The sequence below is a fragment of the Micromonospora sp. NPDC048986 genome (genome assembly GCF_040649335.1).
GTDB lineage: Bacteria > Actinomycetota > Actinomycetes > Mycobacteriales > Micromonosporaceae > Micromonospora > Micromonospora alfalfae.
Window position 1 is genome coordinate 23,439 of the sequence record NZ_JBEZFJ010000016.1, and the last position, 25,759, is coordinate 49,197.

Sequence of the window (25,759 nt, forward strand, 5' to 3'; positions counted from 1 at the left end):
CCTCGCCTGGCCCCGGCGACCAGAACCCCGCAGCCGTCAGTGCGTGCTGCGCGGCCTCGGTGTCGCCGCTGGGCCCGAGCGCTTGAGCAGGAACGCCCCGCCGACGATGAAGACGACGCCGAGGATCACCCCGACGAGGTTGCCCTGAGACAGACTGGAGACGATCCCCAGCACGCCCACGACGACCGCCAGCACGCCGAGGATCCGCATGGTGTAGCCACCGACAGACCTGACCCGTTCATTCGTCATGGTGTGCCTTCTGCCCGAGGCGCCGATCGGCTAAACGGTGCGACGTGGATCGGGCCACCGCTGTCCGCCCGGCCGGCGGTGGTCCATCGCCGACCGTGGAGATCTCACTGCACCTTCGTGAGAAGTGGTTTCCCCTTCTCGACGACGTACGTGGCCAGTTCGACGGCGATACCCTCGCCAACGTTGCGGGCCTGGTGGTGCACACCGTATGGAACGGTGAGCGCGTCGCCGGCATTGCACACCACCGGTGGCTGCCCCTCCAGCCGATATTCGAGCGTTCCCTGCAGAACGCAGATGATCTCCTCGCCGGGGTGGAAATGCTTGAACGGTGGCGAATCCGGAGTGAACTCCACCCGAGTCTGAATGACCTCTCGCCCGGGGATGCTGAGGTCGTGCCGTTGCAGATCGATCCGCCACAGCCCTGGCGCTGACTCCACCGCTGTGGGGCTGATCCCCTCGGGTCGATCCTTGGTGCTCATGACGGCCTCCTGTGAGCCGTCGGGCCGACGGCCATGACTCGGAATGGTGCATCCCCGTCGAGGATAGGTAGCCGCAGACGATCAGGGGCGGGGATGCCGAGTTCACCGACGGGGCAGCAGCCCTCGTTCGGTCATGTAGGCCCGCAACGTCTCGGCATCCTCGGCGGACATCAGCCAGCGGGGGATCACGGTCGCCGGCATTCGGCCGACGTACACGACCCAGAAGTCGCCGGCGTCCTGCACCTGGGCGACCCCGTCCCAGGCGATGCCGCCGGACTCCGAGCCGCTGCGCATCATGATGTTGTCATCGGTGATGTCGTAGGCGCCCTCGACGGCGTAACTACCGGAACGGCGTCGGGCGCGCGCCAGCACCCACGGCCGGTACAGCATCGACAGCACGCCGGCCACTACCAGCGCGGTCCACAGCGGCGAACTCCGCTCGCCCCACCCGAACCCCCGCGAGACGACGAGACCGATGACCCCGACCGCCGTCAGGACCGCCCCGATGTAGCCGAATCTGCGTAGCCGGACGTTGCCGAGGGCAGCGGCCACCCGGCTCGGGTAGGCGGGATCGGCGGGAACGTCAAAGCGGATGTGCACGCCGAAACGATAATGCCTCCACCCGCCCCGGAAGGCGCCTTGCCCCGCCACACCTGACAAGCCGTGGGCATCCGGGTGCGGCAGTCTGATGAGGTGAACGCCGACGACGTCCGAGTGCCCCGGGCCCAGGCGGGGTCGAGCCCGCAGCATCTGCTGACGACAGTGCTCGGCGAGTACCTGGACTCCTCCGACGCCGACCTGCCGTCGACGGCGGTCATCGCGATTCTGCGCGAGTTCGGGATCAGCGAGTCCAGCGCCCGTGCCGCGCTGTCCCGGCTGGTCAAACGTGGTCTCATCGCGGCGCGGAGGAAGGACCGGTCGCCGGTCTACCACCTCACGCCGCAGGCGATCGCCAAGCACCGCTCCCGGATGCGGCACTTCCTGAACTTCGGCTCCCACCCGACGCCCTGGACCGGCGAATGGGTGCTGGCCTCCTTCTCCGTTCCGAGCGCCGGCCAGGCGTCCCGCCATGCGCTGCGCAGGTCGTTCACCGCACTGGGGTTCGTGGGCCTGTACGACAGCGTGTGGATCCGGCCGGGATCCGACGCCGCGCCGGCGCGGGAGGCGCTGCACGCGCTGCTGCAGCACGTCGAGGGTGCCCGATGGTCGGTCCTGCACGCCCGGTTCGACGAGGAGGCAGGGCCACACGGGCCGGCTTCCGCGTACGACCTGACCGGCCTCGCCTCGGCGTACTCGGCCTTCATCGAGCAGTACGCGGAGCTGCGGGCAGCCGCGCGCACCGGGGAGGTGGATCCGGCCCGGGCGCTGGTGGCTCGGACCTCCGCGATGGATTGTTGGCGGAAGTTCGCCGACATCGACCCGGACCTCCCCCCACACCTGCTGCCGGAGCCCTGGCCTCGCCAGGAGGCCAGGGAGACCTTCCTCGACATCCACACCACGCTCGGCTCGCTCGCTCAGGCGCGCCTGGTCGAGGTGGCAACTCCGCACTGGCCGGATGCCGCCTCGTGGATCACCCACTTCCAGGCGTCGAGGGATCCATCAAGGCCCGAGCCGACCGGCGGAACCCACGGCAGCGGCCCACGCCCCGGCTGACGGCGTCGCGGCCACTCAGAGCCAACCAGACATTGACACTTTTCGTTGCGACAGTGATAGTAACTGCACACAGCTCCCATCGGAGCGCCTGTAGGGACCGCGGCCGGGCGGTCGCCGGCGCTGAATGAGCGGGCAGTGGCGACCGAGGGCACGGCCGCCACTCAGGCCGCGACGCGCCCCCGTCGACCAGACCCGTGGCCAGCGCTGACCACTCTCGTCGGGACGCGAGTGACCCAACCGCCACCGCGGGGAGCGCCACAGTGACTGTTCCTGGAGGGTGCAATGAGAAGGCGAGCGAAGATCTACGCGGGGCTGGCGGCCGCCATCGTCCCGGTCACCTCCGTGATCATGGCGCTCGGCGGGACACCGGCGTCCGCCGCCATCGGCGGTTCCGGCCCCTACCCCGCCGACTACGAAACCTCGGCCACCCTGGCCAACCACACCATCTTCCGACCGCAGACCCTCCCGTCCGAACGCCTACCCATCGTCGTGTGGGGCAACGGCGGCTGCTCGGCCAACGGCCTCTCCCAGGGCAACTTCCTCCGCGAGATCGCCTCCCACGGCTTCCTCGCCATCGCCAACGGCGCCCCGAACGGTTCCGGCTCCACCACCTCCCAGATGCTCACCCAGTCCATCGACTGGGCGGTAGCGGAGAACTCCCGGCAGGGCAGCAAGTACTACAACAAGATCGACACGAGCAAGGTCGCCGTCGCGGGCTTCTCCTGCGGAGGACTGGAGGCGTACGCCGTCTCGAACGACCCGCGCGTCACCACGACCGGCATCTTCAGCAGCGGACTGCTGAACGACGCCGACGACTACCAGCTCAGGAGACTGACCAAGCCGATCGCCTACTTCGTCGGCGGGCCCAGCGACATCGCCTACCCGAACGCCATTGACGACTGGGGCAAGCTGCCCGCCGGCCTGCCCGCGTTCATGGGCAACCTGAACGTCGGGCATGGCGGCACCTACGACCAGGCCAACGGCGGCGAGTTCGGCCGGGTGGCGACTCTCTACCTCAAATGGCGGCTGAAGGGCGACACCACCGCCGGCCGCAACTTCGTCGGCGCCGACTGCGGTCTGTGCGGCAGCCAGTGGAGCGTCCAGCAGAAGAACCTGACGCTCGACGACGGCACTCCGCCTCCCACCACGCCACCTCCGACCACGCCACCGCCGACCACGCCACCGCCGACGACACCGCCGCCGACCGGCACCCCCGGCTGCACCGCTGTCTACTCCGTCCAGGACCAGTGGAACGGCGGATTCGTCGCCAACGTCAGCGTCACCGCGGGATCCACAGCGCTGACCGGCTGGCGGGTCACCCTCACCCTACCGAGCGGCGCGTCGGTCAGCTCGCTCTGGAACGGCGTCAGCAGCGGCACCAGCGGGACCATCACCGTCGCCAACCAGAGCTACAACGGGAGACTGGCCGCAGGTCAGGCCACCAGCTTCGGATTCCAGGGCACCGGCAGCGGCAGCGGAGCCACAGCGAGTTGCGCCGGAAGCTGACACCCCAGACAAATCGATCCGCTCGGCGGGCCGGTGCCCCGGCACCGGCCCGCCGTGGGTGCGCGACGGCCCGCCGGATAGGGAAGACTGGCCGGCATGGCTGATCTGAGCGATGCGAAGGCCGCGCTGCACGCCTACCTTCGCGGGACCCGCGAGGACCTCATCTGGAAGCTCGACGGGCTCAGCGAACGTGAGGTCAGGCTGCCCCGCACGGCGACCGGCAACAACCTGCTGGGCATCATCAAGCACTGCCTCAATGTCGAAGCCGGCTACTTCGGGCCCACCTTCGGCCGCGACTTCCCGACCCCTGACGAGCTGGTCCCGATGGCGGCGTTCGACGAGGACCCCCAGGCAGACTGGTACGCCCGGGAGGACGAGACGAAGGACGGGCTGATCGACCTGTATCGCCGGGTCGGCGCGTTCGCGGACCAGACGATCGACGAGTTGTCGCTCGACGCGCCCGGGCAGGTGCCGTGGTGGCGGCCCGGCGCGCAGGACGTGACCCTGCAGCGGATCATCATCCACGTGACCTGCGATCTCGCCCGTCACGCCGGGCACGCCGACATCATCCGCGAACAGCACGACACAACGATCGGCCTTCGACAGGGCAACCCCAACATCCCCGACGACTACGACTGGCCGGCGTACGTCAGCAAGCTGACGAAGCTGGCCGACCACTTCGCGTGATCGGCGAACCCGTCGACGGGCGAGACGAGCTGGCCCAGGTCGAAGCGGCGTTCGTGGGCACGCCACTGGCCGGCCTGCCGATCGGGCACGGCCCGTCGGGCACCCTCCTCGTCGCCGACGTCGACCCCGATCGGCTGCACGAGGTCTGGCAGGCCGCCGACGCGCTGGTGCCGGTCATCGGACGCCGACCCGTCATGGTCACCGACGACTTCGACGACGCGCTGACCATCCGGTCCGAGCCCGAGCGGGGCCCGTCGGAGTCGGAGCTGCGCGCGTTCGTCGAGGCGGCGGCGTCTTGCGAACCCTGGCTGACCTACCGCCACCACAGCGAGGACCACCAGGTCGACGAGGACGAGATCGAGTTCTACGCGCGTGGCACGACCGGCGTCGACCTGAGCGCCCTGGTGCCGGATGTGGTGCTGCCGGCACCACTTCCGGTGCTGGAGCGGGCGCTGTACGACGGGCTGCTCGCCGACGCCGACCTGCACGCCCAGGTGCTTGGCAACGTGCGGCTCGTGACGCAGACCGACTACTGGTATACGCCGGACAGCGTCCTGCTCATGTTGCTGCCCACCAGCGACGTCCGCGCCTCGGCGTACTGGGTGGACTTCTACGGTGCGCTCACCGAGGAGGAACACCAAGGGCTCGCCGAAGTGCTGGCGCGGTGGCGGCACCGGTGGGACGCCCGCCTGGTCGCATCATGGGACACCATGCTCCAGTTCCAGGTGGGTCGTCGCCCGACGCCGGGTGACGAGGCGTGGGCTGCCGCCGGTCAGCTCAAGGCGCTCGCTCCGGACCTCGAACTGAGCCAGTGGGAAGTCGCCGTCGCCCTACCGGCCGGTGACGCGTGGTTCGTCCACAACCGACCCTGACAGCGTTGGCTGTTCCAGTTGCCCCCCGGTTACCGGCCTCGCGGTCTGCGTGAGCCCTTCCTGGCGCAGTTCGAGGACGTGGGGCTGGTCGTCGGTCCGGACGAAACGCACCTCCAGATCGAGGTCCGGGTGTCGGTAGCTACCGTCCGGGCCTGCCAGGAGGACAACCGGTTGCTGGGTTGAGGCGGCGAGGGTCAGGTGGCCGTCGGTGAGCGCGATGTCGATCGGGTAGTCGTCGCGCAGCACGTAACGGCCCGTGACATCCGCAGGCGGCGCGGCGGTGACTCTGGCGGCGGCGTAGCGACGGTCCGCGGCGGCGCGGATGCTGACCAGCAGCTCCCAGCCATCCTCCGAGTTGGTCATCGCCGCTACCCCGATGCCGCTGTCCGGCCAGACGTAGGAGAAGCAGGTGTAGCCGACGTTCAACCCGGTGTGCCCGAAACGACGACGCTCGGCGCGTTCGTCGAGTTCGGTACCGAGGCCGTAGCTGCCGCCAGGAATCTGCGTCGTACACATCTGGATGGCCAGGTCGTGGTCGAGCAGCTTCGAACCTGCCGAGACGGCCCGGGCGATCTCGAGGTCGAGCCGGAGCAGGTCGGTAGGGGTGCTCCACAGTCCGGCCGCGGCCAGCTCCGGTTGCGTTCGCCAGCCGCCAGGAATCCTGGTGCCGCCGCCGTGGTGGCCATGCGCCACCTGATCCGGTCGCTGGTGCGGAAACTGCTTGTCGAAGCTGCTGTCGGCCATGGCCAGCGGTTCCAGCACCAGAGTTCGCAGGAGGTCTTCGAACGGGGTTCCGGTCGCGTCCACCATCACCTGCTGAAGCACCGAGTAGTGGCTGCCCGAGTACCGGAAACGGCTACCCGGCAACAGGGTCGGCCGAACCGGTGGCGTAGTCGTCGTGCCGGTGCCGTCCAGGACCTGCAACAGCGACGGGGCGGGATCCGCGGCGTAGCCGCGGTACCAGGTGTCGGACAGTCCGGCAGTGTGCGCCAGCAGCTGTCGTACCGTGACTCCCTGCTGGTCTTCCCGGCCGGGCAGGTGCCACGAGGTGAGGTAGTCGCCGATGTCGCCGTCGAGGTCCAGGACACCGGCCTGGACCAGTCGCAGCGCGCCGAACGCCGCGACGTGCTTGCTGATCGAACAGGCGGCGAAGGCGGTGCTCGCGGTAACCGGAGTTGACGTCCCGGCCGCCGTGACGCCGAACCCTGCCGCCCGGACCTGCGCGCCCATCTGGCCGACGGCGATGCTGACCCCCGGCACGTCGTAGCTGCTCATCAGCTCGGACAGCGCCGCCGTGTCCGGTGAGAGCCGCCCGGACGACACCTGCCGGTCAAGCTCGCCCAGCAGCGAGACCCAGTCCTGAGGCAAATCCACGACGTCGATTCTCGGCCGCGCCCACCGGTGGATCAACTGGGGCTCGTGACGGTACGAGAGACCTCCCGGATCAGACCGAGCGGCTCTTCGGTCCAGTGCGAGACGAGGACCAGTTCCCGGGCCGGGTCGACCCACAGCAGGTGTCGTCCTCCGTTGCCCCGGGCGCTGCGGCCGGTCGTCGACACGTGACCCATGCCCAGCAGTGTCCAACGCCCCCGCCGCCGGCAGGGCGATCCGTGATCAACCACATAGGATCGGACGACCTCGTACGCCGGACCTGAGGAGCCTGCCGTGACCCTACTGGAGCGTCTGCACCGGGCCGGTATGCGCGAGGTCGTCACGGTGCGGCCGGCGACCGGCGGGCTCGCGGCGCTCGCCGGCATCGCCACCCGCCGGGATGCCCCGCCGGTGTTCGTCAAGGCCTTCGACGACCCGCCGGCCGACGACGTCTTCCGCGCCGAGGCGGACGGGCTGGCCGCCCTGCGCGAGCTGGGCGGTGTGCCGACGCCCGAGGTGATTCTGGCGGATCGCGACGTCCTGGTGTTGTCGGTGTTGAGCGAGAGGCCGCGCAGCGAGGCCTTCTGGGAGCAGGTCGCACACCTGCTCGCCGGCCTGCACCTGAGTACCACCCATCCCCGTTTCGGCTGGCACCACGACAACTGGCTGGGCCGTCGCCGCCAGGTCAACACGTGGAACGACGACGGCTTCGCCTTCTTCGCGGAGCACCGGCTGCTGCGCTGGCTCGACGAGCCCCGCGTCGAGGCGGCGCTCGACGCGGAGGACCGGTCGGCGCTGGAACGGCTCTGCGACCGGCTGCCCGACCTGCTGCCGGAGCGTCCGGCGTGTCTGACACACGGCGACCTGTGGGCACAGAACATCCTGGCCACCGCGGACGGAGAGCCGGCGCTGATCGACCCGGCCGTGTCGTACCTGTGGGCCGAGGTCGACCTCGCGCACGTGTGGTCCACCTCGCCCCCGCCCGAGGCTCGACGGATGTTCGAGGTCTACGCGGAGCTGACCGCGCTGGACGCCGGCTGGGAGGCCCGGATGCCGGTCATCCAGCTGCGACAACACCTCGCCGTGCTGGCCCAGTTCGACGACGATTGGGGCGCTGCCGATCAGATCCGCGCCGTCCTCGCCCCGTTCCGGACCCGAACCTGACCGGAGGTCCGGCCGCCGGACGGGGCGAGCGGCCGGACTGTCGCGGCAACGTGGTCGACCTCCGTCGAGGCCCGCGAGCGGCCCAAGGTCAGGCCCTCGTTACGGTGACCACTTCACTGGGGGGTGGGGCCATGGCACCGCAGGTGTCGCCGCGAAGGGCCAGGGCGGTGCTCGTCACGCTCTCCCTCGCCGCGTTCGCGTTCATCACTACCGAGCTGCTGCCCGTCGGTCTGCTGACCCACATCGCACCCGATCTGGACCGCTCCCGCTCGCAGGTGGGTCTGCTGGTCAGTGGGTACGCAGTGGTGGTGGTGCTGGCGTCCGTACCGCTGACCCGACTGACCCAGCGGGTCCCCCGGCGGCACCTGCTCGGTGTCACGATGTTCCTGTTCGCCGCCGCGAACGCCGCCGCCGCGCTCGCGCCGACGTACGCCGTGCTGGCCGGCACCCGCCTGGTGACCGCCCTCGCCCAGGCGCTGTTCTGGTCCGTCGCCACGGCGACAGTGATCGGGCCCTTCCCGGTCGCGGTGCGCGGTAGGGCGGTGGCGTTGTTCGCGACCGGGGCGACGCTCGCTCCGGTGCTCGGCGTACCCCTGGGCACCTGGCTCGGGCAGCAAGCCGGCTGGCGCGCGTCGTTCGCTGTGCTGGCCGGGATCGGTGTGGCGATCGCCGCCGCGGTGTTGCTCCTTCTCCCCTCCTATCCCCCGGCCGCCGGCGGCGCGGCCCGGGGCAGCGCACCGGACGGCCGGCGCTTCGCCGTCCTGCTGATCGCCACCGCCCTCGGCATCGGCGGCTTCATGACCCTGCAGACCTACGTGACACCGTTCCTGCTCGACGTCAGCGGCTTCGCCGACGCGGTGCTGGCGCCGCTGCTGTTCGTCTCCGGCGCGGCCGGTGTCGTCGGCACCCTGGTCGCGGCCCGGACTCTGGACACCCGACCGATCGCTTCGCTGTTGACGCCGCTGGGCATCGGCACGGCCTCGCTGCTCGGGCTCTACGCGCTCGGCGCGCTCAAACCGGGCGTGGTAGCGCTTCTGGCCGGCATCGGCCTCGCGTACGCGGCGTTCGGCTCCGCCGTGCAGAACCGGATGCTGCAACTGGCCCCGGGCAGCACCGACATCGCGTCGGCCGGGGTCAGCACCGCCTTCAACGCCGGCATCGCCGGCGGGTCACTGCTCGGCGGCGCCCTCCTGCCCGCCCTGGGGGCACGCCCGCTGGCGCTCGCCGGCGGGCTGCTGACGCTGGCCGCCCTGACGCTGCTCGCCGTGGACGCGCGTCGCGGCCGCGTCGTCGCGCCGGCGCCGACACTCGCCCGTCCCTCAGCTACGGCACGCGGGTCTGAACGCTGATCGGCGTGCTCGCTCCCGCTGTCCGCGCGGGTGAGCGGCGGGACAGCAGATATCCGGTCCCCGCGGCGGCGAGGCCGGCGAGCCCGGCCGTCGCGAACCCGCCCGCCGGCACGGAGAGGTCGATCGCCACGCCGACCAGCGGGGCGCCGAGCGCGAAGCCGGCGCTCTGCGCCGAGGACTGCAGACCGATGACCTCGCCCCGCACACCGGGTGGCGCCAACCGGCTCACCGCGTCGGCCACCGTGCCGAGGGTCGGCGCGGTGAGGAGCCCGCTGCCGACGACCGCCACGCACAACCACTGCCAGTCGCCGGCCAGCCCGGCCGGAATCGTCACGAGCCCGAGCAGGCCGAGCAGCAGCCAGGTCGGCAGTGGCCGGGTCAGCGCGCCGTAGACCAGCCCGCCGATGACCGACGACACGCCGAACACCACGACCACCACTGCGGCCCAGGACACCTGACCTGCCTCCCGCAGCGTGGCGACGATGGCGAGGTCGACGCCGCTGAGCAGGGTCGTCGTCCCGAACGCCATCGTCAGCGCGGCGATCATCCTGGCGTCCAGCCACTGCCGGCGCGCAGGTCGTTCCGCCGCCGCGGCGTCCGCCTCGTCCCGGCCGCGCATCGGTGGGTTGAGCACGGCGATTCCGACGCCGCCGGCCAGGATCGCGGCGCCGACCCCCCACGCCACCACGTCGGGGACACCGTCGCCGCGCCCAGGATCACCACCGCCGGCCCCACGATGTACGACAGTTCGCCCTGCACCGATTCCAGCGCGAACGCGGCCCGGCGCTGTTCCGCCGTCGTCATCGCGGCGATCGCCTGTCTGCTGACCGCCTGGGCCGGCACCATCAACAGGCCGGCGACGAAGCTGGCGACCAGCAGGAACCCGTACGGCAGGACCGGCACACCCAGCCAGAACACGACCTGCGCGGTGGCGGTCACCAGCAGGACAAGGCGCAGGCCCCGTGAGTCGATCATGCGGCCGAGCAGCGGCCCACCCAGCGCCACTCCGGCGGTCAGGGCCGCCGCGACCGCACCGGCCGCCGCGTAGCTCAACTCCAGGCCGAGGACGACCACGAGGGTCAGCGCCATCACGTCGGCCGTTATCGCGGTGCGGGCGAGCAACGAGACGCCCAGCAGCGGCGCCATCCCTGGCACGGCGAGCACCCGCCGGTAGCTGGTCACCCGGTTGACGCTAGTTCCACCCGCCCGCCATAAGAAGACTCGATTTCGTTGAGGCTGGCATAATGATTTCTTATGGCAAAGGATCTGGAGACCGCCCTGCTGCGGTCGTTCGTCGCCGCCGTGCGGGAGGGCAGCATCAGCCGTGCCGCGACCGCTCTCGGGCAGACCCAGCCCGGCCTCAGCCAGCAGCTACGCAAGCTCGAAAGCGTCGTCGGTCGTCCACTGCTGCACCGGTCGTCGTCTGGTGTCTCGCCGACCCGGGCGGGCGAGGAACTCCTGCCGTACGCCGAACGCATCCTCTCGCTCTCCGCGCAGGCGCTCGCCGAAACCGGACGCGCGCTCACCGGCCACTGTGGTGTGGGGTTGCTCGAAGACCTCGCCGCGTCCCACCTTCCGCAGGCCCTCGCCGACCTCGCCCGGCTGCACCCCGGCGCGACCCTGGAAGTGCTCAGCTGCTCCAACGTGGCCATGCGGGAGGCCTACGACACGGGCCGCGTCCAACTCGTGCTGGACGCGGTACCGGACATTCCCGGTCCGCCGCGCTGGACGGTGCGCGCCCCGCTGGTCTGGGCGACCGGGCAGGGTGTGGACGTGAGCGCCGATCCGCTGCCGGTGGTGCTCTTCTCCAACCCGTGCTCCTGGCGTACGTCGGTGCTGGACGCGCTGGAGACCGCCGATCGGCGTTGGCGGGTGGCCTTCGAGAGCAACAGCCTGGTCGGGGTGCTCGCCGCGGTACGGGCCGGACTCGGCGTCGCGGCACTCATGCCGGCGAACCTCGAACCGGTCATGATCTGCCGCGACACTGATGCCCTGCCCGCCCTGCCGGACGTGGAGTTCGGTCTCGCCCGGCACCCCCGGACCGAGGGTGATCCACTGATCGACGCCGTGGAGACGGTGCTCCGTCGCATCGTCTGAGCACTCACCCTCACCGTAGGGTCCGGCGGTCACCCACTGCCCGCGCTGACGACAGCCATCACGATCAGGGTGCGTCGCCGCCGCTGACTCATCAGCGCGAAACAGGCGGTGAGCACCACCAGCTCCAGCTCGGCCCACTCGCCGGTGACCTCGACGCGGATCGGCCCGCCGCGTCGGCCGGGCAGGCGTACCGCGAGGCGGTGCCCGTCGCGTACCAGCTCACCCCCGCAGCGGCCGGGCGACCAGCGGGCCACCCCGCCGGGCCCCGGCACGTGCGACCGGCCCGGATCGAGCCGCACCGGCACGCCGTGCTCGCCCTGGGCGGTGAACCCGATGCGTCGGCGGCCGGTCGGCGCGACGGTCCAGCGGCCGGTGCCGGTGCGGATCTCGCCGCACCGCCAGGTCCAGCCGGTACGCAGCGAAGCGCGCCCCCCGGAGTCGAGGACGAAGGCCCCGTCCTGTTTGCGTACGGTCAGCGTGGTCATCGGTTCGCCCCTTCCGGACGTGACCGGGGCAGGCCGAGGATGAGGATGACGCCGACGCTCAGGTGCAGCAGCGCGAGGGTCGCCTTCGCTGCCCCGCCGACGCCACTCGGCGGCCCGACCACGAGCGACAGCAGCAGCACGATGACCGCGATCGAGGTCCACCAGACGCGGGAGCGGCCGGTGCGGCGTTCCAGCACCGCGAGCAGCGCCCAGCCGGCCAGTGCCGCGACCACGGTGGCCGCGATGACAGCGGCCACGGTGATCTGCCGGGTCGAGTTTGCGGACCTGACCGCCAGGTCGACGCCGGCCACCGAGTTCAGCAGCGCGAACTCGACCACCGCCACCACTGTCGCGCCGGCCGCCACCGCGGCCCGTGCCAGGAGAAGGTTGTTCGTCATGGCCTGAGTCTGCGGACCGGGCCGGGCCGGACGCGTCGGTCGAGACGCCGCAGCGGGTACGTCCGCCGGCCGCTCGGCGTACTACCAAAGGAGGTGGTCCGGACCGCCGCGAGCCCAGTAGCGTGCGCGATGTGGATGCGGCGACGTGCGAGGTCGAGCCGCCGCGGACGTGGCGTTCCGTCCCGGTGGTGGTGACGACGGTGGCGATCGGCGTCCTCGTCGCGACCATGCTGTGGTCCGCCACCCGGTCCAGCTCCGCCGGCCTGGTCGGCGTCGACGTCGCGCTGGCGGTGGCCGCCCTGGCCCTCGTTCCGGTGGTCGTCCGCCGCCCGCAGGTCGGTGGCGTGCTGGCCGGCCTGCTCGTCGCGCTGTCTCCGGTGCTCACGCCGGTGGCCAGTTTCGCGGTGCTGTTCATCGCCCGCAACCGGCCGTTTCGGCAAGCGGCGGCGGTGGCGGCGGTCGGCGTGGCGGGCGAGGCGGTGCAGGCGTTCTGGCGACCGGTGCCCAGCCTGCCGTACGGGTGGCGGCTGGTGCTGATGACGATCGCCTACGCGGCCCTGCTCGGCTGGGGCACCTGGGCGCAGGCCCGCAACGCCCTGCTGGCGGCGCTGCGGGACCGGGCCCGGCGGGCCGAGCAGGAGCAGGAACGACGGGTCGACGAGGCGCGGGCGGCGGAGCGTAGCCGGATCGCGCGGGAGATGCACGACGTGCTGGCACACCGGCTGTCACTGCTGGCGGCCGCCGCCGGTGCGATGGAGTACCGGCCGGACGCACCGCCCGAGCGGCTCAGCGCCGCCGCCGGGGTGATCCGGGCCAGCGCACACCACGCCCTCGACGAGTTGCGCGAGGTCATCACCCTGCTGCGCAGCGACGACACCGACTCGCCGACCGACGCGCCGCCCGGGCAGACCCTCGCCGACCTGCCGTGCCTGGTCGACGAGGCGCGGGCCGCCGGGCAACAGATCGAGGTCGACGACAGGCTCGGCCCGCCGGTCGAGATCCCCCCGACTGTCGGCCGCACCGCGTACCGGATCGCGCAGGAGGCACTGACCAACGCCCGCAAGCACGCCGTCGGTCAGCCGGTCCGGCTGGTGCTCGGCGGCGCGCCCGGCTCCGGCCTCAGCATCGCGGTGAGCAACCCGACGACGCCCGACAGCAGCGCCACCGGCAGCGCCGGCACCGGCCTGATCGGCCTTGCCGAACGGGCTGCGCTCACCGGCGGTCGGGTCGCCCACCACGTCGACGCCGCCGGCCGGTTCCAGCTCACCGCGTGGCTGCCGTGGCCGACGTGACGGTTCCGATCCGGGTTGTCATCGTGGACGACGATCCCCTCGTACGGGGAATGCTCACGCTGATGCTCGACGGCGCCGACGGGATCGTCGTCGTGGGCGAGGCCGCCGACGGCGCCACGGCGATCACGGCGGTGGACCGGCACCTGCCCGACGTGGTGCTGATGGACATCAGGATGCCCGGCGTCAACGGCATCACCGCCACCGAGCGGCTGCGCCGCCGCCACCGGCCACCCGAGATCATCGTGCTCACCACGTTCGACACCGACGAGCACGTGGTGCGAGCCCTCCGGGCCGGCGCGAGCGGTTTCCTGCTCAAGGACACCCCGCCCGAGCAGATCAGTCAGGCGGTCCGCGCGGTGGCGGCCGGCAGCCCGATGCTGTCTCCGGGCGTGACGCGCCGCCTCATGCAGCGGGTCGCCTCGGGGGCCGAGTCCCACGAGCGGGCGCAGCAGCGGTTGGCCCTGCTCACGCCCCGGGAACGCGACGTCGTGCTGGCCATCGCGCAGGGGCGCTCCAACGCCGAGATCGCCGGCGAGCTGCTGATGAGCGTGACGACGGTGAAGGCCCACGTCTCGCACATCCTGACCAAGCTGGATCTCGACAACCGCACCCAGATCGCCCTGCTCGCCCACGACGGTCGGCTCCTCTGACCGGGAGCCGGGGTCAGGCCAGCACCGCTGGCAGGACGAGCAGGGCGAAACGGATCACCCGCCCGGAGAGGCAGGCGACGGCGAACTCCCAGCGTCGAAGGCCCGCGGTGCCGGCGGCGAGGCTGACGACGGCCAGCGGTGGCACCCCGACCGCGGCGGAGGCCAGCACTGTCGGTAGTGCGGTGCGGCGGCGGGAGAGCCAGCGCCGGATCGGCTCGGTCCACCGCGCGGCCCGAGCCGCCGCGCGACCTGACTTTCCCCGTTTTGCGACCGTCCGGGCCAGCCGTCCCGATCCGCGACGCGCCGACTCGAACAGCAGCAGCTTGCCGACGGTCTGGCCGAGCGCCAGGGCGACCACGGCGACGAGCGCGTGGCAGCCGCGTTGCCCGGCGACCACCGCGTAGGCCTCGGCGTTGACGATCGGGACGAGCGCCGACGCGACACCGTAGCCGAGCGCCACCACGGCCTCGGCGAGGCTGCTCATGCCCGGCCGTCCCGTTCGAGCAGCCGGACCACCGCCGCGACCGACCACAGCTTGACCGCGACGACGGCGACGGCGACGCCCAGCGCGAGCAGGTGCTGCCCGAACGCGATGGCGCCGATGACGCCGGCGGTGTTGGCGACCTTGGCCACTGGCGACCAGTTCAACGCCCACACCCGCCGGTCGACCAGGTGGAAGTAGTTGGGGCTGAGCACCGGCCAGCACAGGAACGCCAGCGACAGCATGGTGTCCAGCACCAGGAACGAGAGCAGGAAGACCACTGCCACGACCGCGACGTCCGGCACGAGGGAGACCAGGCCCACGCAGAGTACGGCGGTGCAGGCGCGGTCGCTCACGATGTCGAAGACGGCCCCGGCGCGGGTCTCCTGTCCGAGACGGCGGGCGGCCCAGCCGTCGAGCATGTCACCAAGCCAGTAGATACCGTACGATACCGCCATCAATGCCACCGACCCGGAGGCGAGGGCCACGACACCGACGGTGACAGCGGCGACCGTGCGAATGGCGGTGATGTAGTTGGGCACCGTACGGAGCGGGCCGACGGTGATGGCGGCGCGGGAGTCGACGAGAGTCACCTCCGCAGAGTCGTCCGGTGAGCGTTGTCGCGGAAAATGCCACGGTGCCGATCTGGTCCCGAGGGTGGTACCAGGGTGCCGGCCGATCCGGTACCTGGGTACTGGCCGGTCCTCCGGCTGGTCACGGAGACTGTGCAGGTGATGACTGGCATCCGGGACCTGGTGCGCGACCCCGAGCGAGTGCGCCGACTCGCGTACGGTGCGGTTGGTTTGATCATCGCCGCCGTGGTCACCACCGTCGAGGACGGCGTTTCGGTGCCGGCAGGCTGGGCGTGGCTGGTGCTGCCGGTCGGCCTCGGGGCCGCGGCGCTGCGCCCCCGCCACCGAACTCTCGTCTTCGCGGTCTGCGCGGGATTCGTGGCCCTCGTGAGCACCGGCGAGTCGGTGCAGTTGGGTTTGGCGGCCGCCGGCCTGGTGTTCGTCTCGGTCTGCGAGGACCCGGCCCGACACCCGTGGCTGGGGTGGGTGGGTGGCCTGATCGGCGCGGCCGGCGCCCTCGTCACCGCGCTGTTCAACGAGCGAGGGGTGTACGAGCAGCCGTTCTTCTTCGTGACAGCCGGCTACCTCCTGGCGATCCTGTTGCGATCGTGGTCACGCGGCAGGGCCCTGACCCGGGAGACAGACGACCTGCGCGGCCAGGCCGCCTGGCTCGAACAGCGCACCAATCTGGCCCGCGAGCTGCACGACGTGGTCGGCCACCACGTCACAGCGATGGTGGTGCAGGCCGAGGCGGGCCAGCTCAGTGACGACCCGGGGGCGGCGCTGCGGGCGATCGCGGGCAGTGGCCGCACCGCACTGAGCGAGCTGGACACACTCGTCGTGCACCTGCGCGATCCGGACGCGTCGATAGCGGTGAGCGCCCCGCCGCGCCTGTCCGACATCGACGAGCTGCTCGCCCAGCCGCTGCGCCAGCAGGGCGTGACGGTGCGCGTCCAGGTGGACCCCGAGCCGGGCCTGGACGAGATCGGCGTGTTGACCGCCTACCGCATCGCCCAGGAGGCCCTCACCAACATCGCCCGCCACGCGGGAGCCAGCCAGGCCTGGGTCGAACTGGCCCGCGTCGGCAATCATGCCCGCCTGCGGATCAGCGACGACGGCGTCGGCCCGCCCCGCACACCAACGAGCGGCTCGGGCCTGCTCGGCATCGGGGAACGCGTTGCCGCGCGCGGCGGGAGCTGGGAGCTGAGCCACCGCCCCGGCGGCGGCACGGTGGTGCAGGCCAACCTGCCGGTGGCGAACACATGATCCGCGTTGCGATCGCCGACGACCAGGAACTGGTCCGCGACGGCTTCAGCCTGATCCTGCGGTCCCAACCCGACATTCAGGTCGCGGCCGAAGCGGCCGACGGCAGGCAGTTCCTCGACGCCGTACGTCGAGACTCCCGCATCGACGTCGCCCTCGTCGACATCCGCATGCCGGTGCTCGACGGCCTGCAAGCCACCCGCGAGCTGGCCACGATCCCCCACGCCCCGGCCGTCATCGTCGTCACCACCTTCGATGACGACGCCTACGTCCTGGACGCCATCGCCGCCGGCGCACGAGGGTTCCTGCTCAAGCGGTCCAGCGCCCGCGAGCTGATCGCCGCGGTGCGCACCGTCGCGGCCGGCGAGGCGGTCCTCTCCGCCGAGGTCACCGGCGCCGTACTCGAACGGGTCCGCGCGACCGGCCCGGCCACCCGCGTGGAGTTGGCGGCCTACCAGCTGACCGCCCGGGAAACCGACGTGCTCGCCCTGATCGGCGCGGGGCTCAACAACAACGAGATCGCCGAACGCCTCTACCTGTCCATGAGCACCGTCAAGACCCACGTCACGAACGTGCTGGCCAAGACCGGCAGCCGTGATCGCGTACGAGCAGCCATCCTGGCGATCCAGGCCGGCCTGACGCCCTGAGTCAGGAGCCGGTACGGATCGGCCGGCGCTGCGGGCTGGCCTGCCGCCCCCCGGTCAGCGCCCTCGCCACGACGGCGATGACGAGGGCCGACGCGATGGTCAGCACCACGGCCACCGGAGCGACGTGCTCAGCCTGCCACTCGACATCGCCCGCCGTGATGGCCGTCTGGTCGATGCCGACGACATCGGTCCCCGGCAGCAGCGAGGCCGGATACCACAACGGCGCGTACGAGTACGGCAGGCCGACACCACCGTTGAGCGTCCAGTAACCGGCCCCGTCGTAGATCAACGCACTGTCGACGACGACCGCCACATCGCAGGCAACCAGGGCAGCCACGCACAGCAGCGCAATGGCACTCTTGCCGTGCCCCCGCCTGGCCAACCTGCTCGACAGGATCGCCCCCGCGCCGAGGAGCGCCGCCCAGACGCCGCCGGTGACCGCCTCGATCGGCAGGTACTCGACACGCGGTCCGTGCGCGAACAGCACAAGCAGGAGCACGGTCGATATCCACATCAGGCTGAGCCGCTTGGTCATCGACCAGGTTGAACCCACGCCGCGAGGCTATCGTCGACCGGCTCGGCGCTTGACCCCACAGACTCTGCCGGCGGCCCTGTCGGCCCGTTCACATCGGGCTTGGAAGCGCTAGCTGACGCGGTCAGCGGTTGATGGGTCGTAGGGTTGCGCTATGGCACAACGACTCGTCAGCGTATGGCAACCGTTCTTCCTTGCTAGCGAGAGTCGGGGCGCGGCCATCGACGCCGCGACCGAGTTGGAGGACCTCGGCTACTCACGAATCTGGTTCTCCGGTGGTTTCGGCGAGAACGTCGCTCCCCGCTTCCGGGAGATCCTGGACGGGACCACGCGCATCGGGGTCGCTACCGGGATCGTCAGCATCTGGCACTCGTCGCCTCCCGAGGCGGCGGCGTTCGCCAAGGACGCGGAGCAGGCGCATCCCGGCCGGTTCCTGCTCGGTATCGGCGCCAGCCACGCGGTGGTGGTGGAGAGCGGCGGCACCGACTATCGCAAGCCGTACTCACGGATGGTGCAGTACCTCGACGGCCTCGACGCGGCCGGTCTTTCGCCCGAGCGGCGCATCCTGGCGGCACTGGGCCCGCGGATGCTCGAACTCTCCCGCGACCGCTCGACCGGGGCGCACCCGTACTTCGTCCCTGCCGAGCACACCGCCGAAGCGCGGGCGGCGATCGGGCCCGACCGGCTGCTCGCCCCCGAGGTCGCTGTGGTTCTCGACGCGGACCCCACCACCGCGCGTGCCACCGCCCGCCAGTACACGAGCGGGTACCTCGCGCTGCCGAACTACACCAACAACCTGCGGCGATTCGGCTGGACCGACGAGGACTTCGCCGCCGGCGGCAGTGACCGCCTCGTCGACGCCCTGATCCCGTGGGGCAGCGTCGAGAAGGTGGTGGCCGGGTTGGAGAAGCACTACCAGGCCGGCGCGGACGAGGTGGCGATCCAGGTGCTCAACGGCGGCGACGACACGTCGTTCCCCGCCGACGCGTTCCGCGCCCTCGCCGCGGCCCTGATCTGACGTCCGAAACCCGCAGCACCGTCGGCCCCGTCGCCGCTCGGCTGCCGGCAACCGACCGCTCTCCAGACGAGCGGGGGCGGTGCCGATGTGCTGTTCGAGTGCCGGGTTGCGGTGCCTGGTTGGTGGGTAGGACCTGAGTGTCGGGCAGATGGGTACGCTGCACCGGCGGTGGCCTTGGCCAAGCACCTCCGCACCACGGCCACCCTCACCGCCCGGGTGGCACCACCGGCGTTCCCGTATCCGCAGACGAGAGGCGAAGCCACACCATGACCGCAGTACCAGGCCAACGGTCTACTGCTGTTGCGGGTTCGGCGGCTGCCGAGCAAGCAGCGGAGGAGGACCTGCGCGCGTTGTTCGGGCAGTCCATCGCCGTCTTCGCGTCTCTGGCGGGGCCGTCGCACCTGGTGGAGACGGCGAACCCGGCGTTCTTCGCCACCATCGGCGAGGAGCGGGCCCGGGTCGGGGTGGCCATCGCCGAGCTGATGCCCGAACTGGCCGGTCAGGGATTCATCGCGCTCCTGGACCAGGTCTTCCGCACTGGTGAGCCGTACACCGGCCGTGACGTCCGGGTCGTGCTGGGCAACGGCCCGCAGGCGCGGGAGGCGTTCTTCGACTTCACCTACGAGCCGCGTCGGGACGCCGACGGCAACGTGACCGGGATCCGTGTGCTCGGCGTGGAGACGACGCAGGTCAAGCACGCCCAACGGTTGATGGCCGAACACCGTGCCCTGCTGGAGCAGATCGCCCGCCAGGCGCCCCTGACCGAGGTGCTCGACGGGATGGCCCGCTGTATCGAGAACCTCGCACCGCAGGAGGTGCTCGTCTCCGTCCTGCTCGCCGATCCCGACGCCCGGCACCTGCGCCACGGCGCCGCGCCGAGCCTGCCCGACTTCTACAACCAGGCCATCGACGGCATCGCGACCGGCGAAGGTGTCGGTTCGTGCGGCACCGCCGCCCACCGGCGGGAACCAGTCATCGTCACCGACATCGCCACCGATCCGTTCTGGGACGACTTCCGGGGCCTGGCCGACCAGGCCGGGTTGGCGGCCTGCTGGTCCACGCCGATCCTGGCCCGCGACGGCGGCCTGTTGGGCACCTTCGCGATGTATCACCGCACCCCGCGCGTCCCGCAGGACACCGACCTCGCCCTCACCCGGCTCTTCGCCGGCACCGCGGCCCTGGCCATCGAACGCCACCACATCGAGCAGGCGAAGCTCGCCGCCGAGGCACGCGCCAAGTCGGCAAATGACGAGCTGGCCAAGGTGCTGCGCGTGGAGCGGGAACTGCGCGCCGAGGCTGAGCAGCGCGCCGCCGCCGCCGCGGCACTCGCCACCCAGATGCGTGCCGCTGCGGCCGCGCAGGCCGCCACGCCGCACCCCGAGCACTGCCAGCTCGGCGGTGCCGCGGGGTGCACCGCGCCAGCCGAGGTCAAGATCGCTGATTCGTGGGGCGACGCGGCGTGGGGCTGCCCCGCCCACGTCGAAGAGGCCATTCTCAACGTACGGTCGGTGTTCATCGCCAGCGAGGAGCTCGGTGGCCTGACCGCTTACCTCAACCGCTGATGGCTCCCGATGCCGCGCTCGGCTTCGGCTACAAGCTTGATTGGCTCGCCGTACGTGACCGGGACGCCGATGCCGTCGCTGCCGCGCTGAACCTCAGCCGTCCCACTCCCGCCAACTGGCGTGATGCGGTCGCCGCCGCGTATGACGATCACGGCCAGTGGCTGGTCACGCCGCCGCTTGACCGGTGGACGCTCGCCGCTTCGAGAGACGTTTCCGCGCCCGAAGACGACCGATTCGCCGCCTGGCTGGCGGCGCTGAGCCGACTGCTCGGTGAGGTGCAGTACTTCGGCACCCATCGCGTCGTGGAATACCACGGGTGGGGACGCGCCCGTGACGGCGTGGTGGAGCGAGCATTCGCCTACCTCGGCGAGCGCGGCGAGGTGCTGTTCGACGTCGGCGAACGCACGATGGAAGAGCAGGCGCTCGGGGTCGGGGTCGCCCCCGACGAGGACGAACCGTGGGACGACGATGACGAGACTTCGCCGTGGCCGGATGAGGAAACCGTGCTCACGCTCGCCGGTCAGTGGAGTATCGACCCACGGACGCTGGAGAGCGTGGTTGTCCCCGGGCATCCGTGGATCACGTCAGCTCGATCGGGATAGCCAGAGAGCGACGAACCAACCCCACCGCAGCCTTCCGTTCCGACCGGCTTTCGGGCGTACCCCTTGTCACCCAGCAGGAGACGCATCTCGCGCGTCTCGACCTGCCTCATCGGGCGGCGGCTTCTGAGCAGCTAGGGACGCCACTCCTTGCGGTAGTCGGGGTGCTCATTGTACGACTGTACGAGCACTCGGAGCGCGTACGCGAGACCAGCGAAGCGCTCGTCGCCGGGGTCCATCGCCTCGTACTCCTTCGCCAGCATGTCGACCAGGTCGAGCATCGGCAGTTGGCTGTCGAGGAGAGCTTCGCTCCCGAAGCGGTGAAACACGTCGGTGTACGCGTGGCAGTCCGCCTCGTACCGGTGGTGAAGGAATCTCAGGAGATCTTCCATCTGTCGATTCTCGCGCACTGCCAACTGTGGCTCGAACACGGTTCACTCACCGCCGCTGCCGCCCGGCTTCAGCCATTCCTGGGGAACGCGTACTTCTTGCCGCCGACGACGGTGGCGGCCGCGACGATCAGGAGGATGAGTGCCGCCCAGGTGATCGAGGCGGTGCCCAGGCCGGCGAGCAGGAGACCGCCGATGAGACCGCCGGTTGCGATAGAAGCCGAGAAGACCGTGATGGTGATCGACTGAGCGACGTTGGCGGCTTCTCCGGTGGCGTTGATCGTGGCGCCCACGAACAGGCTCGGGGAACTGCCGAACGCGAAGCCCCATGCGGCGACGGCGACGTAGGCCAGCGCCGGTGCGTCCGCGACGACGCCCAGGACGAGCACGCTGGCCCCGAAGAGCAGGGTGCTGCCCACGGCTAGCTTGCGCAGGTGGCGGTCGATGTGGGTTCCGACCACGAGGACGCTGAGCACGGAGGTGACTCCGAAGACGAAGAGCACCCAGCCGGTCTGGTCGGCCATCCCCAGGTGAAGCAGGAGGTCGGTGATGTACGTGTAGAGAAGGTTGTGAGCGATCATGTACGTGGCCAGCGCGAACAGAATGGGCCGCAGTCCGGGCACAACCAGGACCTGCGAGATCCTGAAACGGGCGTCGACCGGTTGGCCGGGCAGGTTCGGCACCGCCACCAGGACCCAGGCCATGGTCATGACGGTCACGGCAGCAGAGGCGTGGAAGGCGAGTTGCCAGCCCCCGAGGGTGCTCAGCCAGGTCCCCAGTGGGATGCCCAGGGCCAGCCCGATCGGGGTCCCGGCAAGGGCGATGGCGATGGCACGGCCTTGTCGTCCCTGGGGCGCGAGCCGGGCAGCGTAGCCGCCGAGAAGAGGCCAGATGAGTCCGGTTCCCAGACCTGCGACGAAGCGCAGCACCATCGTCAGCCTGTAGTCATCGGACAGCGCGGTGAGCGCGTTGGTGACGGCGACCACGGCCAGGGCAAGTTGCAGGATGTGCTTGCGCGGCCAGCTGGCTGTCGCCCACGCGAGAGGGATGGCGCCGAGCGCTGTGGCGAGCGCGTAGATCGTCACCGTCTGGCCCGTGAGCGAGACGCTCGTGTGCAGAGTGCGGCTCATTTCCGGCAGCAGGCCCGCCGGCAGGCATTCGGTGAGGATGCTGATAAAGCCGGCCATGAAAAGGCCGAACAATGCTTTTCCCGGAAGGCGGCCCGGCCGTGCGGTCGTCGGACTCGGGCCTGTGAATGCGGTGGTGGTCATGGTGCTCTTTCAGAAATAGGGCGGTGAGCCCATCCGGGTGGACCGATGACGGAAATCCTGCGTGGCCCGGATGGGCTTGAAAACTGTTTCCTCAGGACACGTCGAGTCTGCTTCAGGCGCGCAGTGCTAACCAGCCACCTGCTTGGTCTACGTCTCGTGTGACTATCACTGGCAGGGACAGGCTGGGCTGCCCACAGCGTGGAACAATTGAGATATGGCAACTGGCCACGCCACCCAGAGCGATTCCTCAGCCGCCGAACTGAGCGAGTTTCTGCGCACCCGCAGGGCACGCCGGAAACCGGCAGATGTTGGGCTGACCGACCACAGCCGACGCCGCCGCGTCCCGGGCCTGCGCCGGGAAGAACTCGCGCAACTCGCGGGGGTCTCCGCGGCGTACTACACGCGATTCGAGCAGGGCAACGCCCGCAACGTCTCGCGTGAGGTGCTGGACGCGATCTCCCGCGTACTCGAACTCTCCGAAGTCGAGCACGCCCATCTGGTGCGACTCGCCCAGCCCAAACGGCCTCAGCGCCGGCCCGGGCCACCGCGCCAGCAGGTGCGGCCCGAGATCCGAGACCTGCTCGCCGCCCTGGAAGGTGTGCCAGCGTACGTATGGGGCCCCCGCACCGATGTGCTGGCCTGGAACCAGACCGCCTCCGCCCTCTTCGGTGACTGGGCGGCTCGCGCCTCAGCGGACCGGAACTGGGCCAGGATCACTTTCCTCGACCCGGCTTCCCGGACGTTGTTCCCTGACTGGGAAGCCAAGGCGTACGACGTGGTGGGACAGCTACGGCTGGGTGCCGGCCTGCACACGGACGACCCGTTGCTGGCGTCCCTGGTCGGCGAACTGTCCTTGAAGAGCGAAGACTTCCGCAGGCTGTGGGCCACCCACGACGTCAAGAAGAAGACGCACGGCATCATGCGCCTGTCACACCCACTCGTGGGTGAGTTGACTCTTCGCTACGAGACACTCGCGCTCCCCGGTGATCTGGAGCAGTTGCTGAGCACCTACCACGCCGAGCCCGGGTCGCTCTCGGAAGAGGCGCTTCGGCTGCTGGCCAGTTGGGGAGCAGACGCCGCACAGGAGCGGGCCGCCGCAGCACAGTGACGGAATCGGCGTAGCGATTCAGGAGCGATCGAAGGATTGTTCGCCGAGGACGCGCAGGAAGTCGAAACTGTCGGCGGTGGCCGTGCCGGGTTGCGGCCGGAAGATGACCAAGCGCTGACCCGTGGTGGTGCTGAGAACGAAGTCGCACTGTACGTCCAGCCGCCCGGCTTGCGGATGGACGAGGATTTTGCGGGTGGTCTGTAGCGGGGCGACCTGCATGTCGGACCAGTACTGTGCGAATTCCGGGCTGACGGTGGTGAGATCGGCGATCAGTTGCTCGGATACGGGGTCGTGGCCGCCGCGCGCGGCGGCTGCCCGTAGGTCGGCCACGTAACCGCGGCCGATCGCCTCGTGTTCCTCCGGCACGTTGAGCGCGCGGGATTCGGGGTGGGTGAACCAGCGCCAGGTCACGTTCGAGTGCCGGTCGTCGCCGTCGGTCCAGGAGCCCAGCAGCGCGCGACTGAGGGCGTTCTGGGCGAGGATGGTGGTGCGGTCGTCGATGACGTGCGCGGGCACCGTGGTGAGTGCGTCGAGGAGGAACATCATCGCGGGATCGACGTACCCGCTGATGGTGGAGGCCGTCGGCGCCGGATGCCCGGCGAGGCGGTAGAGGTAGTCCCGTTCGTCGACGGAGAGTCGCAGCGCCCGGGCCAGGCTGCCGAGTAGAGCCTCCGAGGGGCTGGTGTTGCGCGACTGCTCGAGTCGTTCGTAGTAGTCGACGGACACGTTTGCCAGGAGTGCGACTTCCTCACGGCGGAGGCCGGGGGTGCGGCGCCGCCCGCGTGAAGGGAGCCCGACGTCGGCCGGGCGAAGCGCTTGTCGGCGAGCCCGCAGGAAGTCGCCGAGTTCGGTTCGTGCCACGAACTGCCCTTCCGGATCGCGGCGCCACCAGCACCGCTGGTGGCGCCGCCAATCCCGTCGATGTCGGAAGCTACTCCTGGATCGCGGCCATCGCCGGTCCGGTGTAGCGCTCGCCGACGGCGGCACCGACCGGAGCGGCGGCGCTCAGTTCATCGAGCAAGCCGGCGTCAATCTTGAGCTGCGCGGCGGCGACGTTCTCCTCCAGATACGTGCGGCGCTTGGTGCCCGGAATTGCGGTGATGTGGTCACCTTGCGCCAACACCCAGGCCAACGCGAGCTGGCCGGGCGTGACACCCGCCTGTTCCGCGATGGCGCGGATCCGGTCCACCAGGAGCAGGTTCTGCCGCAGGTTCTCCTCGGCGAACCGGGGCCAGGTACGACGCCAGTCGTTCTCGGGCAGGTCTTCGAGACTACGAACTGAGCCGGTGAGGAAACCACGGCCCAACGGTGCGTACGCCACGAACCCGATGCCCAGTTCACGCACCGTGTCGAGCACGCCGTTGGTCTCCACGTTGCGGGTGAACAGCGAGTACTCGGTCTGCACCGCCGACAGCGGCGCGGTGGCGTGCGCGGCACGGATGTTCTGCGGCGACGCCTCGCTGATCCCGAGGTAGCGGATCTTGCCTTCGGCGACGAGTTCGCCGAGCGCGCCGAAGGTCTCCTCGACCGGTACGTTCGGGTCGACCCGATGCTGGAGGTACAGGTCGACGTAGTCGGTGCCGAGCCGGCGCAACGATCCGTCGAGCGACTTGCGGACGTAGTCAGGCTGCCCGTTGGCGCCGCCGATGATGCGGCCGGCATCGTCGAGCGTCACGCCGCCGAACTTTGTCGCGATGATGGCCTGGTGGCGACGCCCTCTCAGTGCGCGGCCGAGCAGTTCCTCCCCGGTGAGGGGGCCGTACATGTCGGCGGTGTCGAACAGGGTCACGCCCAGTTCGAGTGCGCGGTGAACGGTGGCGGCGGACTCGGCGTCGTCCGGGGTGCCGTACATCGCGGTCATGCCCATGGTGCCGAGTCCCTCGACCGAGGCGACCAGCCCTTGACCACCGATCGCATGCTTCTGCAAGATCATGTTGGTTTCTCTTCCTGGATGCCACGAGCGCCTTCCGAGCGCTCATCACCAGCCTGCGGCAGATCGGCGCCGTTATCGGCGTTCTGCCTATCCCCGGCCCGACAGGGCGACGATCCGACGGGGCCCGGGTCT

31 protein-coding genes are annotated in these 25,759 nt (G+C 70.5%); 15 read left to right on the plus strand and 16 right to left on the minus strand.

Annotation, left to right across the window (positions count from 1 at the left end):
• Positions 1–36: 36 nt before the first annotated feature.
• The 3 genes from AB0B94_RS27500 to AB0B94_RS27510 form a co-directional block, all read right to left on the minus strand.
• Positions 37–249 carry a hypothetical protein gene (locus AB0B94_RS27500; RefSeq protein WP_357286633.1) on the minus strand — a complete coding sequence of 71 codons (213 nt, stop codon included), beginning with the start codon at positions 247–249 and terminating at the stop codon, positions 37–39.
• Positions 250–353: 104 nt separating this feature from the next.
• Positions 354–728, minus strand: a complete 375-nt coding sequence (locus AB0B94_RS27505; protein WP_357286636.1) for a cupin domain-containing protein — start codon at positions 726–728, stop codon at positions 354–356.
• A gap of 102 nt (positions 729–830) precedes the next feature.
• Positions 831–1,328, minus strand: coding sequence for a YcxB family protein (locus AB0B94_RS27510; protein ID WP_357286639.1), 498 nt, complete (start codon positions 1,326–1,328; stop codon positions 831–833).
• A 93-nt stretch (positions 1,329–1,421) separates the two neighbouring features.
• Between AB0B94_RS27510 and AB0B94_RS27515 the strand changes: the two genes are divergently transcribed.
• From AB0B94_RS27515 to AB0B94_RS27530, 4 genes are all read left to right on the plus strand, one after another.
• On the plus strand, positions 1,422–2,381 hold the full coding sequence (locus tag AB0B94_RS27515) for a PaaX family transcriptional regulator C-terminal domain-containing protein (protein ID WP_357286642.1): 960 nt from the start codon (positions 1,422–1,424) through the stop codon (positions 2,379–2,381).
• Positions 2,382–2,663: 282 nt separating this feature from the next.
• On the plus strand, positions 2,664–3,887 hold the full coding sequence (locus tag AB0B94_RS27520) for a cellulose binding domain-containing protein (protein ID WP_357286646.1): 1,224 nt from the start codon (positions 2,664–2,666) through the stop codon (positions 3,885–3,887).
• A 96-nt stretch (positions 3,888–3,983) separates the two neighbouring features.
• On the plus strand, positions 3,984–4,574 hold the full coding sequence (locus AB0B94_RS27525; protein WP_357286649.1) for a DinB family protein: 591 nt from the start codon (positions 3,984–3,986) through the stop codon (positions 4,572–4,574).
• The gene (locus tag AB0B94_RS27530) at positions 4,571–5,446 is read left to right on the plus strand and encodes a DUF4253 domain-containing protein (RefSeq protein WP_357286652.1); all 876 of its coding nucleotides are present in this window, start codon (positions 4,571–4,573) and stop codon (positions 5,444–5,446) included. Before AB0B94_RS27525 ends, AB0B94_RS27530 begins: the two co-directional genes overlap by 4 nt.
• Here AB0B94_RS27530 and AB0B94_RS27535 read toward each other — a convergent pair.
• Together AB0B94_RS27535 and AB0B94_RS27540 are read right to left on the minus strand one after the other, a co-directional pair.
• Positions 5,405–6,820 (minus strand): serine hydrolase domain-containing protein, encoded by a 1,416-nt coding sequence (locus tag AB0B94_RS27535; RefSeq protein WP_357286655.1) that lies wholly within the window; start codon positions 6,818–6,820, stop codon positions 5,405–5,407. The two genes, AB0B94_RS27530 and AB0B94_RS27535, sit on opposite strands and share 42 nt — an antisense overlap.
• 32 nt (positions 6,821–6,852) lie before the next feature.
• Positions 6,853–7,014, minus strand: a complete 162-nt coding sequence (locus AB0B94_RS27540) for a hypothetical protein (protein WP_357286658.1) — start codon at positions 7,012–7,014, stop codon at positions 6,853–6,855.
• A 97-nt stretch (positions 7,015–7,111) separates the two neighbouring features.
• Here AB0B94_RS27540 and AB0B94_RS27545 point away from each other — a divergent pair, with 97 nt between their 5' ends.
• Both AB0B94_RS27545 and AB0B94_RS27550 read left to right on the plus strand, forming a co-directional pair.
• Positions 7,112–7,981: a fructosamine kinase family protein gene (locus tag AB0B94_RS27545; protein WP_357286662.1), complete on the plus strand. Its 870-nt coding sequence runs from the start codon at positions 7,112–7,114 to the stop codon at positions 7,979–7,981.
• A gap of 131 nt (positions 7,982–8,112) precedes the next feature.
• The gene (locus AB0B94_RS27550; protein WP_357286665.1) at positions 8,113–9,330 is read left to right on the plus strand and encodes an MFS transporter; all 1,218 of its coding nucleotides are present in this window, start codon (positions 8,113–8,115) and stop codon (positions 9,328–9,330) included.
• Here AB0B94_RS27550 and AB0B94_RS27555 read toward each other — a convergent pair.
• Entirely contained in the window at positions 9,305–9,964 is a 660-nt protein-coding gene (locus tag AB0B94_RS27555) for an MFS transporter (RefSeq protein WP_357286668.1), read from the minus strand. The two genes, AB0B94_RS27550 and AB0B94_RS27555, sit on opposite strands and share 26 nt — an antisense overlap.
• The gene (locus AB0B94_RS27560; protein WP_357286670.1) at positions 9,874–10,512 is read right to left on the minus strand and encodes an MFS transporter; all 639 of its coding nucleotides are present in this window, start codon (positions 10,510–10,512) and stop codon (positions 9,874–9,876) included. Before AB0B94_RS27560 ends, AB0B94_RS27555 begins: the two co-directional genes overlap by 91 nt.
• A 72-nt stretch (positions 10,513–10,584) precedes the next feature.
• Here AB0B94_RS27560 and AB0B94_RS27565 point away from each other — a divergent pair, with 72 nt between their 5' ends.
• On the plus strand, positions 10,585–11,427 hold the full coding sequence (locus AB0B94_RS27565) for a LysR family transcriptional regulator (protein ID WP_238666813.1): 843 nt from the start codon (positions 10,585–10,587) through the stop codon (positions 11,425–11,427).
• Between the two features lie 29 nt (positions 11,428–11,456).
• On the opposite strand, the gene AB0B94_RS27570 is transcribed toward AB0B94_RS27565, so the two are convergent.
• Together AB0B94_RS27570 and AB0B94_RS27575 are read right to left on the minus strand one after the other, a co-directional pair.
• Positions 11,457–11,912, minus strand: a complete 456-nt coding sequence (locus AB0B94_RS27570; RefSeq protein ID WP_357286677.1) for a hypothetical protein — start codon at positions 11,910–11,912, stop codon at positions 11,457–11,459.
• Positions 11,909–12,310 carry a DUF6069 family protein gene (locus AB0B94_RS27575; protein WP_357286680.1) on the minus strand — a complete coding sequence of 134 codons (402 nt, stop codon included), beginning with the start codon at positions 12,308–12,310 and terminating at the stop codon, positions 11,909–11,911. The genes AB0B94_RS27570 and AB0B94_RS27575 overlap by 4 nt, the downstream gene beginning before the upstream one ends.
• A 131-nt stretch (positions 12,311–12,441) precedes the next feature.
• On the opposite strand from AB0B94_RS27575, the gene AB0B94_RS27580 reads away from it, so the two are divergent.
• Both AB0B94_RS27580 and AB0B94_RS27585 read left to right on the plus strand, forming a co-directional pair.
• Positions 12,442–13,602 carry a histidine kinase gene (locus AB0B94_RS27580; protein ID WP_357286685.1) on the plus strand — a complete coding sequence of 387 codons (1,161 nt, stop codon included), beginning with the start codon at positions 12,442–12,444 and terminating at the stop codon, positions 13,600–13,602.
• Positions 13,603–13,652: 50 nt separating this feature from the next.
• A complete protein-coding gene (locus AB0B94_RS27585) occupies positions 13,653–14,252 on the plus strand; it encodes a response regulator transcription factor (protein WP_357287128.1) in 600 nt (199 codons plus the stop codon).
• A 13-nt stretch (positions 14,253–14,265) separates the two neighbouring features.
• Here AB0B94_RS27585 and AB0B94_RS27590 read toward each other — a convergent pair whose 3' ends face one another.
• Entirely contained in the window at positions 14,266–14,736 is a 471-nt protein-coding gene (locus tag AB0B94_RS27590; RefSeq protein ID WP_357286689.1) for a hypothetical protein, read from the minus strand.
• Entirely contained in the window at positions 14,733–15,326 is a 594-nt protein-coding gene (locus tag AB0B94_RS27595) for a CDP-alcohol phosphatidyltransferase family protein (protein WP_357286692.1), read from the minus strand. Before AB0B94_RS27595 ends, AB0B94_RS27590 begins: the two co-directional genes overlap by 4 nt.
• Before the next feature lie 141 nt (positions 15,327–15,467).
• Between AB0B94_RS27595 and AB0B94_RS27600 the strand changes: the two genes are divergently transcribed.
• Complete coding sequence (locus AB0B94_RS27600) at positions 15,468–16,571, plus strand: sensor histidine kinase (protein ID WP_357286696.1); 1,104 nt, start codon at positions 15,468–15,470, stop codon at positions 16,569–16,571.
• Positions 16,568–17,215 (plus strand): response regulator transcription factor, encoded by a 648-nt coding sequence (locus tag AB0B94_RS27605; protein ID WP_357286699.1) that lies wholly within the window; start codon positions 16,568–16,570, stop codon positions 17,213–17,215. The genes AB0B94_RS27600 and AB0B94_RS27605 overlap by 4 nt, the downstream gene beginning before the upstream one ends.
• Before the next feature lies 1 nt (position 17,216).
• On the opposite strand, the gene AB0B94_RS27610 is transcribed toward AB0B94_RS27605, so the two are convergent.
• Complete coding sequence (locus AB0B94_RS27610; protein ID WP_357286703.1) at positions 17,217–17,768, minus strand: hypothetical protein; 552 nt, start codon at positions 17,766–17,768, stop codon at positions 17,217–17,219.
• Between the two features lie 133 nt (positions 17,769–17,901).
• On the opposite strand from AB0B94_RS27610, the gene AB0B94_RS27615 reads away from it, so the two are divergent.
• The 3 genes from AB0B94_RS27615 to AB0B94_RS27625 all read left to right on the plus strand — a co-directional run bounded on the left by AB0B94_RS27615 (position 17,902) and on the right by AB0B94_RS27625 (position 20,929).
• On the plus strand, positions 17,902–18,765 hold the full coding sequence (locus AB0B94_RS27615; protein ID WP_357286706.1) for an LLM class F420-dependent oxidoreductase: 864 nt from the start codon (positions 17,902–17,904) through the stop codon (positions 18,763–18,765).
• Positions 18,766–19,031: 266 nt separating this feature from the next.
• The gene (locus tag AB0B94_RS27620; RefSeq protein ID WP_357286710.1) at positions 19,032–20,327 is read left to right on the plus strand and encodes a GAF domain-containing protein; all 1,296 of its coding nucleotides are present in this window, start codon (positions 19,032–19,034) and stop codon (positions 20,325–20,327) included.
• Positions 20,327–20,929, plus strand: a complete 603-nt coding sequence (locus AB0B94_RS27625) for a hypothetical protein (protein WP_357286714.1) — start codon at positions 20,327–20,329, stop codon at positions 20,927–20,929. The genes AB0B94_RS27620 and AB0B94_RS27625 overlap by 1 nt, the downstream gene beginning before the upstream one ends.
• A 131-nt stretch (positions 20,930–21,060) precedes the next feature.
• On the opposite strand, the gene AB0B94_RS27630 is transcribed toward AB0B94_RS27625, so the two are convergent.
• Together AB0B94_RS27630 and AB0B94_RS27635 are read right to left on the minus strand one after the other, a co-directional pair.
• Entirely contained in the window at positions 21,061–21,318 is a 258-nt protein-coding gene (locus AB0B94_RS27630) for a DUF6221 family protein (protein ID WP_357286717.1), read from the minus strand.
• A gap of 68 nt (positions 21,319–21,386) precedes the next feature.
• Complete coding sequence (locus AB0B94_RS27635; protein ID WP_357286720.1) at positions 21,387–22,586, minus strand: MFS transporter; 1,200 nt, start codon at positions 22,584–22,586, stop codon at positions 21,387–21,389.
• 214 nt (positions 22,587–22,800) lie between these two features.
• Between AB0B94_RS27635 and AB0B94_RS27640 the strand changes: the two genes are divergently transcribed.
• Positions 22,801–23,694, plus strand: coding sequence for a helix-turn-helix transcriptional regulator (locus AB0B94_RS27640; protein ID WP_357286723.1), 894 nt, complete (start codon positions 22,801–22,803; stop codon positions 23,692–23,694).
• An 18-nt stretch (positions 23,695–23,712) separates the two neighbouring features.
• Here the strand turns inward: AB0B94_RS27640 and AB0B94_RS27645 are convergent, their stop codons facing one another.
• Together AB0B94_RS27645 and AB0B94_RS27650 are read right to left on the minus strand one after the other, a co-directional pair.
• On the minus strand, positions 23,713–24,681 hold the full coding sequence (locus AB0B94_RS27645) for a helix-turn-helix transcriptional regulator (RefSeq protein WP_357286726.1): 969 nt from the start codon (positions 24,679–24,681) through the stop codon (positions 23,713–23,715).
• Positions 24,626–25,627 (minus strand): aldo/keto reductase, encoded by a 1,002-nt coding sequence (locus tag AB0B94_RS27650; protein ID WP_357286730.1) that lies wholly within the window; start codon positions 25,625–25,627, stop codon positions 24,626–24,628. The genes AB0B94_RS27645 and AB0B94_RS27650 overlap by 56 nt, the downstream gene beginning before the upstream one ends.
• Positions 25,628–25,759 lie beyond the last annotated feature (132 nt).

Coding starts and splice junctions, on each gene's coding strand:
- AB0B94_RS27585 (WP_357287128.1), top strand. CDS start 13,653: ATGCTCACGCTGATGCTCGACGGCGCCGACGGGATCGTCGTCGTGGGC.
- AB0B94_RS27590 (WP_357286689.1), bottom strand. CDS start 14,736: ATGAGCAGCCTCGCCGAGGCCGTGGTGGCGCTCGGCTACGGTGTCGCG.
- AB0B94_RS27505 (WP_357286636.1), bottom strand. CDS start 728: ATGAGCACCAAGGATCGACCCGAGGGGATCAGCCCCACAGCGGTGGAG.
- AB0B94_RS27570 (WP_357286677.1), bottom strand. CDS start 11,912: ATGACCACGCTGACCGTACGCAAACAGGACGGGGCCTTCGTCCTCGAC.
- AB0B94_RS27640 (WP_357286723.1), top strand. CDS start 22,801: ATGGCAACTGGCCACGCCACCCAGAGCGATTCCTCAGCCGCCGAACTG.
- AB0B94_RS27635 (WP_357286720.1), bottom strand. CDS start 22,586: ATGACCACCACCGCATTCACAGGCCCGAGTCCGACGACCGCACGGCCG.
- AB0B94_RS27550 (WP_357286665.1), top strand. CDS start 8,113: ATGGCACCGCAGGTGTCGCCGCGAAGGGCCAGGGCGGTGCTCGTCACG.
- AB0B94_RS27540 (WP_357286658.1), bottom strand. CDS start 7,014: ATGGGTCACGTGTCGACGACCGGCCGCAGCGCCCGGGGCAACGGAGGA.
- AB0B94_RS27600 (WP_357286696.1), top strand. CDS start 15,468: ATGACTGGCATCCGGGACCTGGTGCGCGACCCCGAGCGAGTGCGCCGA.
- AB0B94_RS27520 (WP_357286646.1), top strand. CDS start 2,664: ATGAGAAGGCGAGCGAAGATCTACGCGGGGCTGGCGGCCGCCATCGTC.
- AB0B94_RS27500 (WP_357286633.1), bottom strand. CDS start 249: ATGACGAATGAACGGGTCAGGTCTGTCGGTGGCTACACCATGCGGATC.
- AB0B94_RS27630 (WP_357286717.1), bottom strand. CDS start 21,318: ATGGAAGATCTCCTGAGATTCCTTCACCACCGGTACGAGGCGGACTGC.
- AB0B94_RS27650 (WP_357286730.1), bottom strand. CDS start 25,627: ATGATCTTGCAGAAGCATGCGATCGGTGGTCAAGGGCTGGTCGCCTCG.
- AB0B94_RS27615 (WP_357286706.1), top strand. CDS start 17,902: ATGGCACAACGACTCGTCAGCGTATGGCAACCGTTCTTCCTTGCTAGC.
- AB0B94_RS27575 (WP_357286680.1), bottom strand. CDS start 12,310: ATGACGAACAACCTTCTCCTGGCACGGGCCGCGGTGGCGGCCGGCGCG.
- AB0B94_RS27525 (WP_357286649.1), top strand. CDS start 3,984: ATGGCTGATCTGAGCGATGCGAAGGCCGCGCTGCACGCCTACCTTCGC.
- AB0B94_RS27620 (WP_357286710.1), top strand. CDS start 19,032: ATGACCGCAGTACCAGGCCAACGGTCTACTGCTGTTGCGGGTTCGGCG.
- AB0B94_RS27625 (WP_357286714.1), top strand. CDS start 20,327: ATGGCTCCCGATGCCGCGCTCGGCTTCGGCTACAAGCTTGATTGGCTC.
- AB0B94_RS27565 (WP_238666813.1), top strand. CDS start 10,585: ATGGCAAAGGATCTGGAGACCGCCCTGCTGCGGTCGTTCGTCGCCGCC.
- AB0B94_RS27605 (WP_357286699.1), top strand. CDS start 16,568: ATGATCCGCGTTGCGATCGCCGACGACCAGGAACTGGTCCGCGACGGC.